Source organism: Flavobacterium sp. (assembly GCF_041392005.1).
Taxonomy (GTDB): domain Bacteria; phylum Bacteroidota; class Bacteroidia; order Flavobacteriales; family Flavobacteriaceae; genus Flavobacterium.
Genome location: NZ_JAWKMX010000006.1, coordinates 36,114 through 48,857 on the forward strand (window position 1 = coordinate 36,114; position 12,744 = coordinate 48,857).

The window sequence follows — 12,744 nt, forward strand, 5'->3', positions numbered from 1 at the left end:
AAACAGCTTTTATACAAAAACTTAAAATAACTTATTTTATTTTTATAGTATAAGGCATTATGGCTTGTACACCCTTTAATTTATTGGCTTTTTTAATTTGTTGTAGAACCTGATAGTTTTCTTCGCCTAATTGTTCTTTAAGCAACATTTCTTCTGATTTAAACATTGCAAAACCTGTAAATTGTGCCAATAAATCGTTGAAATCTTTTTCGTATTCTGGGTAATTTTCAATTCTGTAAGAATTTGTTTTAGCTTGCTTTGCAGCATAAGTAATTGCATCGTCTAGTCCGCCTATTTCATCTACTAAACCATTTTTTAGTGCATCGGTTCCTAACCAAACTCTACCTTGGGCAATAGCATCTACTTGCTCTGGTGTCATTTTTCTGCCAGTTGCTACGCGATTAATAAAATTAGTGTAAATAGTTTCAATGCTTTCTAATGCAATTGTTTTGTACTCTTCGTTTATTGGTTCGAAAGGACTATACCCTGCTGAAAGGTTATGTGTAGTAACCTGCTCTGCATTAACGCCTATATTATCGGCTAATTCTTTAAAGTTTGGTAACATTCCAAAAACACCTATGGAGCCTGTAATGGTACTTGGTTCGGCAAAAATTCTGTTAGCATTACACGCAATGTAGTAACCGCCAGAAGCAGCTACATTACCCATAGAAACTACTACAGGTTTTACTTTTTTAGTAATTTCAATTTCTCTCCAAATTAATTCAGAGGTTAATGCGCTTCCGCCTGGACTATCGACACGTAAAACAATTGCTTTTACATCGTCGTCTTCGCGCGCTTCTTTTAATGAACGTTTTATAGAACCTTCGCCAATAATGTTTACATCCCCTTCGCCACCTTGAATTTCGCCTTGCGCATAAATTATAGCCACAATATCATCTTTAGTATAGTCTGTTGCTGTTGTAGCTACTTTTTTAGTATAATCTAAAATACTTACAGTTTCGTAATCTTCATCTTCTTTAACCGATAATTTTTTTCGAATAGCACCATGGTATTGATCTTCATACGCTATTTTATCGATTAATTTTGTAGCCAATGCCATTTCGGGTGTGCGTGCCCCTAATGTATTAGCAATAGCATTTAATGAATCTACCGAAATATTTCTACTTTTAGAAACATCGCTAACAATAGTTTGCCAAGCTTCGTTTAACAATACTGTAATTTGTTCGCGATTCTCTGGACTCATTTCTTGGGTTAAAAAAGGCTCTACAGCGCTTTTATATTTACCATGTCGTAAAACTTCCATTTTTACACCCGTTTTTTGTTGCAATTCTTTCATGTATAAAATCTCAGAAGCCAAGCCTTTAAAATCGAGTTCGCCAACAGGGTTTAAGTAAACCGAATCGGCCACCGAGTTTACATAATAATCGCTTTGCGTTAAATAATTAGAATACGCTACTACAAATTTTCCTGACGATTTAAAATCTTCTAACTTATCACGAAGTGCTTTACTTTGCGCTAAGCCTAACGTTGAGAAGTTATTTAAAATAGAAATTCCTTTTATTTTATCGTCTGTTTTTGCATAATCGATAGCGTTTATAACATCTATTAATCCATTATGATTTGATTCGAAATAATTAAAATCTTTAAAATTTACTTTCCCTGCATAGTCTAGAGAAACCTCTGACAAATCGAGTTCTATAACCGAATTATCTTTAACTTTAACCGTTTCGCTATCGCCGCCAGCAATAACGCCTAATAATAGTATGCCGAAAAAAAACAGCATACAGAAAATAAAAATTCCAACAATAGTTGCGAGTACATTTCCTAAAAATCTCATTTTATGTAATTTAAATTTTAACAATTAGTAGGTAATAGTATTTAATTGTTACATGTTCATAAAAAATTATTTTTTGATTTAGATAACAATAAAATTGTTTGTTTCTTTGCCAGTAATGAAACCTCAAAATCAAATATTAATTTCGTTTGGAAGTAATTTAGACAATCGTTTACAAATTATTGAAAACGCTATTTTAGCAATTCATCAAAACGTGGCTACTGTTGTAAAAATTTCTTCTATTTATGAAACACCCGCTTGGGGTTTTAATGGCGATGCTTTTTTAAATGGGGTTTTATTACTTCACACACCTAAAACAGCGGTTGAAATTTTAACTGAATTGTTGCGTATTGAAGAGCAATTTGGTAGAATTCGGAATCGCGTTTCGGGTTATGCTTCACGAACGTTAGACTTAGATATTATTGCTTGTAACGAGGAAATTATTACCGAAAAAAATTTAATTGTTCCGCATTCTAAAATGCACAACAGAAAATTTGTACTACAACCATTTGCCGATTTAGGTTTGCAATGGACACATCCTATTTTAAAAAAATCGGTTTCGGAATTATTAACTACTACTACTGATACTTCTGTTTGTGCTTTTTTTGCTAAAATTGAAAATCCATTGGCTAAAATTCAATTAGAAAAATTCAATTATATTGCCATTGAAGGAAATATTGGTGCTGGAAAAACCACACTTTCTAGCAAAATAGCGGAAGATTTTAATGCTAAATTGGTTTTAGAACGCTTTGCCGATAATCCGTTTTTACCGAAATTTTATAAAGACCAAGCGCGATATGCTTTTCCGCTTGAAATGTCGTTTTTGGCGGATCGCTACCAACAATTAACAGACGATTTAGCACAATTTGATTTGTTTAAAGATTTTATTGTTGCCGATTATCATATTTTTAAATCGTTAATTTTTGCTAAAGTTACACTACAAGAAGACGAATACCGCTTATACAAAACAATGTTTGACATTATTTATAAAGAAATGCCAAAACCCGATTTGTATATTTATTTGTATCAAAACACAGAACGTTTACTCGAAAATATTAAAAAACGTGGTAGAAATTACGAACAAGACATTCCTGCTGATTATTTAGAGAAAATTAATCGAGGTTATCTTGATTATATTAAAACACAACCCGATTTGAATGTTTTAATTTTAGATGTTTCGGATTTGGATTTTGTGAATAATCAGGAAGATTATGTAGCGGTTTTAGAGGAAGTTAATAAAAAGTTGAAGAATAGTGTATAACTGTTGTTTATGTAAAATATCATTTAAATATGGATAAAACAGTAAATTTAGTAGAAAAAAAATACATCAAAATAATTTCAAAAGGTCATCCAAGTTCGTGGTATAATGATTATGTTGGAGAAGAATTTGAATTATATAAAATCTACAAAAAAGGAAATTATGACAATTACATTGTCAAGTCTAAAAGAGAAAGGGACTAAAAATGGATATAAAATTCCTTTTAAAAATATCTCTCTTGGAAATGGATATGATTTAGTCCATCAATTTGCTGGAGAAATTATTACTAAAATGGAATTCATTGATGATAAAAATGACTCTATAAAATAAACAAAACCCTAACTAGACTATTACTTATTTTTCGCCAAAATTTTCTGAAACAAATCCCAAATAACAATTCCGGCACTAACCGAAATATTTAGTGAATGTTTACTGCCTAGCTGCGGAATTTCGATTACACCATCACTCAAGTCAATTGCTTCTTGCGAAACACCTTTTACTTCGTTACCAAAAATTAACGCGTAACGTTTGTTCGTTTCTACTTGAAAATTATTCAGCATAATAGCATTTTCTGTTTGTTCAATAGAAAAAACTTTTACCTGTTCGTTTTTTAACCGATGAATTACATCGAGTACATTTTCTTGATATTCCCACGTAACGGTTTCGGTTGCCCCTAAAGCTGTTTTATGAATTTCTTTATTAGGTGGCGTTGCCGTAATACCACACAAATATATTTTTTCAATTAAAAAAGCATCGCTACTTCTAAAAACCGAACCAATATTGTGCAAACTTCGTATATCGTCTAAAACCACAATTATTGGTGTTTTATCGGCTTGTTTAAATGCTTCTTTACTTATGCGGTTTAGTTCTTCGTTGGCTAATTTTCTCATGCTGCAAAAATAGAAAAAACCTAACAGGTTTTTAAAGTCTGTTAGGTTTTTTAGAATCTGAAACGAGTTCAGATTGAAAAACTTACTATTGAATTATTTTGCTAAAGCGTCAATTTTTGCTTGTACTTCTAAATCGGTTCCTTCAAAAACGTGTTCTTCTAGAATTTCTTCTCCGTTTACTTCTTTAGCAATTTGTACTGATGCTTTAACTTTTCCGTTACCTAAATCTTCTTTTTTTACTTGTACATCAATTAATGTATGCTCTTCTCCATGATTGCAATTTGGTCCGTGAACATGTTCTTTTTTATCGCCAATATATTTTCCATTTTCATCATATTGTGCTAAACATTTTGCCTTACATTCTTCTGAACAACCTTTTTCGTCGCACATTTTAGCACATTCTTCTTTTGTCATAGTGGCACAATCTGACAAATCACAACTTTTATCAGCAGCACAGTGCATTTCTTTTTTATCGTTATCGCAACAAGCGCCTTGAGATGCGGCTCCGTGTCCGTTACCTAAAATTGGGGCAATTACTAAACCAACTAAACACGTTAATTTAATCAAAATATTCATTGATGGACCAGATGTGTCTTTAAATGGATCGCCAACAGTATCTCCAGTAACTGCTGCTTTGTGAGCATCGGAACCTTTATAAGTCATTTCGCCATTAATTTCAACACCTGCTTCAAATGATTTTTTTGCGTTGTCCCAAGCACCACCAGCGTTATTTTGGAAAATAGCCCACATAACACCACTTACACATACACCTGCCATATAACCGCCAAGTGGTTCTGCACCAAATACTAATCCGATAATGATAGGCGTAATGATTGTAATTAAACCTGGTAAAAGCATTTCTTTAAGCGCTGCTTTTGTAGAAATATCAACACATTTTGCATATTCTGGCGTTCCTGTTCCTTCCATAATACCTGGAATTTCACGGAACTGACGACGCACTTCTTGTACCATTTCCATTGCCGCTTTACCTACTGATTGCATTGCCAAAGCCGAGAAAATAACAGGAATCATTCCTCCTACAAATAACATTGCTAAAACATCGGCTTTAAAAATGTTAATTCCATCGATACCTGTAAAAGTTACATAAGCCGCGAATAAAGCCAAAGCTGTTAATGCCGCAGAAGCAATTGCAAAACCTTTTCCTACAGCTGCCGTTGTATTTCCAACCGAATCTAAAATATCGGTACGTTCGCGTACTTCTGGATCTAACTCACTCATTTCGGCAACACCACCTGCGTTATCAGCAATTGGTCCAAAAGCATCAATAGCCAACTGCATAGCTGTTGTAGCCATCATTGCAGAAGCGGCTAAAGCCACGCCGTAAAATCCTGCTAAAGCATACGAGCCGTAAATAGCCGCAGCAAACAATATAACAGAAGCAAAAGTAGATTTCATACCTACAGCCAAACCAGCAATAATATTAGTTGCTGCACCTGTAGAACTATTTTTTACAATATCTAAAACTGGTTTTTTACCTAATGATGTATAATATGCCGTTACAAATGAAATTAATGCGCCAACTGCAAGACCTATACAAGCTGCAAGAAATACGTTTAATGACGAAACTTCTTTATAACCTTCGCCAAAGAACTTCATATTCATAGTTTCTGGCAACATCCAATCGATTAAGAACCAACTCGCAACTAATGTTAATAAAATAGCACCCCAGTTACCTGTGTCTAGTGCTTTTTGCACTTGTGCTTCTTTTGCATCGTTACTTGAAATTCTCACTAAAAACGTACCAATAATTGAAGCTAAAATTCCAACTCCAGCAATAGCTATAGGAAGTAAAATTGGTCCCATATTATTAAACGCATCTGTAAATGGTGCTGTAACCGACATATCTTTAATTAGATAATTACCTAATACCATTGCTGCCAAAACTGTTGCAACATAGCTGCCAAATAAATCGGCACCCATACCTGCCACATCACCTACATTGTCTCCTACGTTATCAGCAATTGTAGCTGGGTTACGCGGGTCGTCTTCAGGAATTCCTGCTTCTACTTTACCTACTAAATCGGCACCTACATCGGCAGCTTTAGTATAAATTCCCCCACCTACACGAGCAAAAAGTGCAATAGATTCAGCTCCCAGAGAGAAACCAGCAAGTGTTTCTAAGGCAATTGTCATTTCATCATAAAATGAACCTTCGCCAGTTACAAACATTTTTATAAAAATAAGGAATAATAAACTTAATCCTAAAACTGCCAAACCTGCAACACCAAGTCCCATTACTGTTCCACCACCAAACGATACTTTTAACGCTTGTGGTAAACTAGTTTTTGCTGCTTCGGCAGTACGCGCATTGGCATCGGTAGCAATACGCATACCTATATTTCCTGCTAATGCAGAAAAAATAGCACCAATAATGAACGCTGGAACAATCATCCAACTAGTTGTATCTACAATATAAGAAATTCCAAAAAGTGCTATTGATGCAATTATTACGAAAATGAGCAACAATCGATATTCTGCATTTAAAAAAGCTAAAGCGCCTTCTTTAATTGCTTTTGAAATACCTTGCATTTTTTCGCTTCCTGCTGCTTGGTTTTTTACCCAAGCCATTTTAATAAACATAAATAGTAAACCTACGATTGACAGTGCAATGGGTAAGTAAATTATCATTTTTTCCATAAAAATTAATTTTTAATAAGTCTGGCAAATATAGTGTTAATAATTGTTAATAAAAAAAATATAATTTATTGCTTTTTTTGTGGTTACAACTATTTTTAAATGTTTATTTTTGAGTAAATTAACTTATTATGAAATTTTTATACTTTTTACTATTTGTAACACTTTCGTTTTTTTCTACAGCTCAAGAAAAATTGAGTGTACGCTATAAAGATTATGTAAAAGGCGATTTGTTTTTTGCAGCGAACAGTATTGTAAACAGAGTTGATAAATCTAACGACGCCAACACTCCTTATAACGTTAAAGACGCTAGTAGCAAACTAAATGACGAGTTTGTTATGAATTATATTGATATTGATAATGATCCTTCTACTTTTAGTTCTAGCTCGGCCGATTTGTTAGTAACTATTCCCGTTAGCACTATAAAATTTGCTGGTTTATACTGGAGTGCAACGTACCCATGTAACGAAGTAGAATACATTCAAAACAAAGCAAAACAAAAATATTATTATAAACCTATTGATCAAAACAGAAACAACTTTTCTAAGGTAAAGTTAAAACTTCCTAATTCTAATAATTATATAGACATTAAAGGTAAAATTATTTTTGATGGTTCTAACAAGAAAGATTATATAACCAATAGTCCATATGTTGTTTTTGCCGATGTTACAGATTTACTATCGAAACAAAAATCGATTAATGGAACTTATACTGTTGCCAATATAAAAGCAACACAAGGAACTGTAGAAGGAGGCGTTTCTGGAGGTTGGAGTTTATTTGTAGTAGTTGAAGACGAAAATGCTACAGCAACCAAACAAGTTACTTTATTAGACGGATTTATTTCTATTTTTAAAGAACCTAATTTATTTACTATTGACGATTTTACAACGCCTAGCCAAGGAACTATAGAAACAAATATTACAATGGCTTCTTTAGAAGGCGATTATAATTTAAAAGGAGACGATGTTTCTTTACAAACCAATTTAGACGAACGTTTTTACAAACTAGTAAACCCCGCTAAAGAAAATAGTAATTTTTTTAGTAGCTCTATTACAATTGGAAACGAAGATTTTTCTGCGCGAAACCCAAATAGCTTAAACACATTAGGGTTTGATGTTATGCAGTTTCCCTATCAAAACGACTTTAGCACGCCTATTCCAAACAATGCGTCTAAAGCTACTTTAAAACTATCGAGTAAATACGATAGAACGTACTTATATTTTTTAGGATTTAGCATAAAAGCGATTCTTCCTAATGAAACCTTTGTAGCCATATTGCCTAATAACACAGATACTAAAGAAACCGATTATGCTAAAGTTGAAGAAAATGAAGAACTAACCAATAGTAGTACAACCAATGAAAGTTTAAGCAACACAAAAGAAGTAACCAAAACAGTTGATCCGGTAATTGAATCAACAGAAAAACCTATAATTAAACAAGAAGTTGTTGAAACTAAAATGGAAAACAGTAGTAAAAGTAACACTGTTGTTACAAAGAACACCGTTATTGTTACAGAAAACCAAAACACCGTAGCGCCAATTGATACCAAAGTTACTAGCACAACTATTGCTAAAAATACGAATACTGCTACAGAAAATTACACATCTGAAAATGCGCAAGAAATTAAACGTTTTATAGAAAATTATCCTGTAGAAAACACTAGAGTTGCTAACGTTAAAGCTGGCTATTATTTAGTTGTAGGTGTTTTTGGAAATGTGCTAAACGCTAATCGGTTTGTAAAAAAAATACTCGATAAAAACAATATTACCGCTAAAATGTTTTACAACGAAGCAAATCAGTATAATTATGTATATTTACATTATACTGAGAATTTAGACGAAATAATTACTTTATTTAATCAGCGATATTTTGATGAAATTTGGGTTAAAGCAGTAAATTTAAATGATAATTAAAATAAAAAAAATCGGTTCTTTTAGAACCGATTTTTTTTATTTTATACTAAATAATCCTTCTGGTTTATTTTCTAAATTTTGAAAACGATTATAACATTTTACAAAAATTTCTTTTGCCTCGTTTACATCGCCCCAACCTTCTACATCTACTTGTTTATGTTCTAAATCTTTATACACTTGAAAAAAGTGTTCAATTTCTTTTAATAAATGCGGATTAATATCGGATAAATCGTGTAGTTTGTTCCAAATAGGATCTGAAACAGGTACGCAAATTACCTTTTCATCAGGACCTTTATCATCGGCCATATGAAAAACACCAATTGGTTTTACTTCCATAACACAGCCTGGAAAAGTTGGTTCGGTTACTAAAACCAAAACATCTAGCGGGTCGCCGTCTAACGCTAAAGTTTCAGGAATAAAACCATAATCTGCAGGATACATCATAGAGGAAAACAACATACGATCGTAACGTATTTTCTTGAGTTCAAAATCGTATTCGTATTTGTTTCTACTACCTTTAGGAATTTCAATAAGCACATCAAAAGTGGTTACTTTATCTATTGTCATAGGATATAAATTTTAAAAAAAAGAGTGCAAATATAAGCTTCTTAAAAATAAAAGCCAAACGAAGCTTTAACAGCAAACTTTCGGGCATTTGGCATATCTAAATAACTACCACGCCAAGCGCAATCTATTCGCAGCACTTTAAAAATATTTCCTATTCCTGCATGATATTCCCAATAAATATCTTCTGGTGAAACATAGGTTAAACCAGAGGCATTAAGTAATTTATTTTCGTTAGATACTGTTCCATAAACTCCTTTAATTCCTATAATTTCGCGAAGATTTAATTTTCGTAAACCTGGAATTCTAGATAATAATCTTCCGTTAAAATGATGTTCAAAATGAAGTGAAGCATACTCATCGGCAACAAAATCGTAATAATCTAGCAAATTGTACGTATTTTCTATAACAAACCACGATTGATTTCCTGGAATAATACCCATAAGTCCTAAGGGAACTTTACCAAATGTTTTTCCGGCTTCAAAAGTTGTAAATAATCGCCCAAAACCACCTATTAAAGCTGGTTGTCTGTAAAACAATTGCAGTTTTTGGTAGTCAAAATCACTTTCCATTATTCCTTTAAAACCGTTGCTATAGCTAACAAAAAATCGAGGATAATTGTTATCTACTTCCAGCCTATCTACACCATAACCCACTGTTTTTCTTCCTGGAGTATATTCTACTACAAAATTAATTTCCGATTGTTTAACTTCGCTTTCTATTTGTGTTCTTGCAGCATCGGTATAATAATCTAAACTAAAAGTACTAGAGGCCGAATGCAAACGCCTGTGCGAAAGATTCAATTGGAACATTACATTTTTTAAAGGTTCTATTTCGGCACCTAGTGTAGTTAGGTTAACACTCGTTAATTTGTCGTTTATACCTGTAGAAAATAATGATGACGAGGCAAAACTTCTTCCTAAAACATCGTTTGAAGTGGTTAGGCTTACTCCTATTTGTTCTACATCTCTTCTGTTTCCTAACGATAGTATTAACCTGTTTTTAGTATTAACCATCCATTTACCAAGAAAACCATATTTAAATTTATCATCTTTAAACCCGTAAGCTGTATAACCTTGTACGCGCCATCTGTCGTTTGGCCCGAAGTAAGTTCTGCCTCCTGCTCTAAGTCGGATTCCTTCTACATCGTTATATCCAAAGGTTGAAAAAATAGGGCCATAATCAAAATTGTATTTATCCATTTCTATATAACCACTAGCCAGTATGGTTGCTAAATTGTACACTTTTTTAAACTTGGGTACTGTTTTTAAAGTGTCGAGCATTTTGTAAATACCTTCTTCGTCTTTACTTAATTTTTCAAATCGTTTGTCTTGCCAAAATTCATCAGATTGATTAAAAACTTGATTGTCGTAAAAATTAACTTCTTCTCGGTAAAACTTATCGTCTTTAGGTTCGTTAAAAATATGATTTTTTAAAATTGTTGTACGTTTTCCATAAACCCCTTTTGATTCTTCTTTTTTAGATATACTAAAATCAGACATCATATAATCGCGTTTTAGTAAAAAAACAGAATCGTTTAAAACATCAAACTCTTGTTCTATATAAATTTCTTTTACCCAGTTTATGTTAGCGCTTTTATTTGCTTCTAAATTAATTTGTTTAATAGCCCAAGTAGAATCGTTAACCCAAAAATCGCCTTTAAAGGTAAGTTCGCCTTTTCGCCTAGGGTAATATACTATATTATAACACCATTTATTATCGATAAAGGCACTATCGTTTAACACATAGTTATAAACATTAATTCCTGTTCTAGAAAGTGGACTAACAAAATCTTTATCGAAAAATTTAAGATAATTATTGTAAATATCGTAATCGGCATATAAATCTTTAATAAAAGTATTAACGCCTTCACCCTGACCAAAACCCGAGTTTTTATTTCCTTTTAAAATTTCTTTTTCTTTTTGTAAGATATTATCGCCATAAACTTCGCTTGCACTTTCGTTAATAAATATGGGTAAATAGGTTTTTCCTGTAATTTTAGAGGTGTCGATATTGTTAAAGATAAATTCCATTCCTTTAAAAACCTTGCTATTCATAAAAGCGCTATCTATTGTATTCATGTCAAATTCAACCTTTTCATACTTGTCGTATTTATATTGGTCGAACATATGCAGGCCGTTTTTACGCTTTCGAGCCCAAATTTTTCGTAAAATATCTAGTGCAGGATTATCTTTTTTTGACGTTTTACCAGAATAAATAGCAATTCCTCTTAACTCTGTTGTGCTTTCTTTTAGCACAATATTAAGTTTAGCGTTTAATCCTTTTTTTAGTGGAATTTCTTTAGTTTCGAACCCCATAAAAGAAGTTACTAAAATAGAATAGGTTTCTGGCGATTCGAAATAAAACATTCCTTTTTCGTCGGTTATAACACCTACTTTAGAGTTTTTAAAAAACACATTTACAAATGGCAAAGGTTCGCCAGATTCATCTACAACTTTTCCACCTACTTTTGTTTGCGAAAAACTAATTGTAGATACGAACAAGAAAAATATAAAGTTTCTAATCATTGTTTTTATTTAAAAAAAAACTTCATCAGCTAACTGATGAAGTTTCAAATATAAGAAAGTTAATTTTTATTTATACATAACTTTTTTTACTGCTTTTATTACATCAGCTGCATTTGGCAACCATTCTTTTAATAACTCTGGCGAATAAGGCGCAGGAGTGTCGGCAGTTGTAATTCTTTGAACTGGAGCATCTAAATAATCGAAAGCTCTTTCTTGTACAATATATGTAATTTCGGAAGCAACCGATGCAAATGGCCAAGCTTCTTCTAAAACTACCAAACGATTTGTTTTTTGTACCGAATTTAAAATCGCATCGTAATCCATAGGACGCACTGTACGTAAATCGATTACTTCGCAAGAAATACCTTCTTTAGCTAATTCTTCAGCCGCAAGTAAAGCTTCTTTAATGATTTTACCAAAAGATACAATAGTTACATCTGTTCCTTCTCTTTTAATATCGGCTACACCTAGTGGAATTGTATATTCACCTTCTGGCACTTCGCCTTTATCGCCATACATTTGTTCCGATTCCATAAAAATAACAGGATCATTATCGCGAATAGCCGATTTTAATAATCCTTTTGCATCATACGGTGTTGAAGGCACAACTACTTTTAAACCCGGACAATTTGCATACCAATTTTCAAATGCTTGCGAGTGGGTTGCTGCCAATTGACCCGCAGATGCTGTAGGACCACGAAAAACAATTGGAATGTTAAATTGTCCGCCCGACATTTGACGCATTTTTGCGGCGTTATTAATAATTTGATCAATACCAACTAATGAAAAGTTAAACGTCATAAACTCAACAATTGGTCTGTTTCCGTTCATTGCTGAACCTACTGCAATACCTGCAAAACCTAATTCTGCAATAGGAGCATCAATTACTCGTTTCGGTCCAAATTCGTCTAGCATTCCTTTCGACGCCTTGTAAGCACCATTATATTCGGCAACTTCTTCACCTATTAAATATATCGACTCATCGCGGCGCATTTCTTCACTCATTGCTTCGCAAACGGCTTCTCTAAACTGTATTGTTTTCATTATATTAAATTAAAAGGAAAGCAAAAATACTAATTTTGATTAGTAATTCTACTCTTAAAGCAGTAAAAATTACGATATCGTTATAGTAATTGCATTT

9 protein-coding genes are annotated in these 12,744 nt (G+C 32.8%); 3 read left to right on the forward strand and 6 right to left on the reverse strand.

Going from position 1 to position 12,744, the window contains the following annotated elements; translation table 11 throughout:
• Positions 1–31: 31 nt before the first annotated feature.
• Complete coding sequence (gene sppA / locus R2808_RS04935; RefSeq protein ID WP_371269848.1) at positions 32–1,798, reverse strand: signal peptide peptidase SppA; 1,767 nt, start codon at positions 1,796–1,798, stop codon at positions 32–34.
• 115 nt (positions 1,799–1,913) lie between these two features.
• On the opposite strand from sppA, the gene folK reads away from it, so the two are divergent.
• Together folK and R2808_RS04945 are read left to right on the forward strand one after the other, a co-directional pair.
• Complete coding sequence (gene folK, locus R2808_RS04940) at positions 1,914–3,056, forward strand: 2-amino-4-hydroxy-6-hydroxymethyldihydropteridine diphosphokinase (protein ID WP_371269849.1); 1,143 nt, start codon at positions 1,914–1,916, stop codon at positions 3,054–3,056.
• Positions 3,057–3,215: 159 nt separating this feature from the next.
• Positions 3,216–3,383 (forward strand): hypothetical protein, encoded by a 168-nt coding sequence (locus R2808_RS04945; RefSeq protein WP_371269850.1) that lies wholly within the window; start codon positions 3,216–3,218, stop codon positions 3,381–3,383.
• 20 nt (positions 3,384–3,403) lie between these two features.
• Here R2808_RS04945 and R2808_RS04950 read toward each other — a convergent pair whose 3' ends face one another.
• Entirely contained in the window at positions 3,404–3,943 is a 540-nt protein-coding gene (locus R2808_RS04950; RefSeq protein ID WP_371269851.1) for an RNA methyltransferase, read from the reverse strand.
• Positions 3,944–4,036: 93 nt separating this feature from the next.
• Positions 4,037–6,601, reverse strand: coding sequence for a sodium-translocating pyrophosphatase (locus R2808_RS04955; protein ID WP_371269852.1), 2,565 nt, complete (start codon positions 6,599–6,601; stop codon positions 4,037–4,039).
• A 128-nt stretch (positions 6,602–6,729) separates the two neighbouring features.
• Between R2808_RS04955 and R2808_RS04960 the strand changes: the two genes are divergently transcribed.
• Positions 6,730–8,511 carry a hypothetical protein gene (locus R2808_RS04960; RefSeq protein WP_371269853.1) on the forward strand — a complete coding sequence of 594 codons (1,782 nt, stop codon included), beginning with the start codon at positions 6,730–6,732 and terminating at the stop codon, positions 8,509–8,511.
• 36 nt (positions 8,512–8,547) lie between these two features.
• Here the strand turns inward: R2808_RS04960 and R2808_RS04965 are convergent, their stop codons facing one another.
• The 3 genes from R2808_RS04965 to R2808_RS04975 form a co-directional block, all read right to left on the reverse strand.
• Complete coding sequence (locus tag R2808_RS04965; protein WP_371269854.1) at positions 8,548–9,078, reverse strand: inorganic diphosphatase; 531 nt, start codon at positions 9,076–9,078, stop codon at positions 8,548–8,550.
• A gap of 41 nt (positions 9,079–9,119) precedes the next feature.
• A complete protein-coding gene (locus tag R2808_RS04970) occupies positions 9,120–11,603 on the reverse strand; it encodes a DUF5686 family protein (RefSeq protein ID WP_371269855.1) in 2,484 nt (827 codons plus the stop codon).
• A 66-nt stretch (positions 11,604–11,669) separates the two neighbouring features.
• Complete coding sequence (locus R2808_RS04975) at positions 11,670–12,647, reverse strand: pyruvate dehydrogenase complex E1 component subunit beta (RefSeq protein ID WP_371269856.1); 978 nt, start codon at positions 12,645–12,647, stop codon at positions 11,670–11,672.
• Positions 12,648–12,744: the final 97 nt, after the last annotated feature.

What these genes read in the sequence shown, in the direction of transcription:
- R2808_RS04965 (WP_371269854.1), bottom strand. Translation starts at nt 9,078, where the DNA reads ATGACAATAGATAAAGTAACCACTTTTGATGTGCTTATTGAAATTCCT.
- R2808_RS04955 (WP_371269852.1), bottom strand. Translation starts at nt 6,601, where the DNA reads ATGGAAAAAATGATAATTTACTTACCCATTGCACTGTCAATCGTAGGT.
- folK (WP_371269849.1), top strand. Translation starts at nt 1,914, where the DNA reads ATGAAACCTCAAAATCAAATATTAATTTCGTTTGGAAGTAATTTAGAC.
- sppA (WP_371269848.1), bottom strand. Translation starts at nt 1,798, where the DNA reads ATGAGATTTTTAGGAAATGTACTCGCAACTATTGTTGGAATTTTTATT.
- R2808_RS04945 (WP_371269850.1), top strand. Translation starts at nt 3,216, where the DNA reads ATGACAATTACATTGTCAAGTCTAAAAGAGAAAGGGACTAAAAATGGA.
- R2808_RS04975 (WP_371269856.1), bottom strand. Translation starts at nt 12,647, where the DNA reads ATGAAAACAATACAGTTTAGAGAAGCCGTTTGCGAAGCAATGAGTGAA.
- R2808_RS04970 (WP_371269855.1), bottom strand. Translation starts at nt 11,603, where the DNA reads ATGATTAGAAACTTTATATTTTTCTTGTTCGTATCTACAATTAGTTTT.
- R2808_RS04950 (WP_371269851.1), bottom strand. Translation starts at nt 3,943, where the DNA reads ATGAGAAAATTAGCCAACGAAGAACTAAACCGCATAAGTAAAGAAGCA.
- R2808_RS04960 (WP_371269853.1), top strand. Translation starts at nt 6,730, where the DNA reads ATGAAATTTTTATACTTTTTACTATTTGTAACACTTTCGTTTTTTTCT.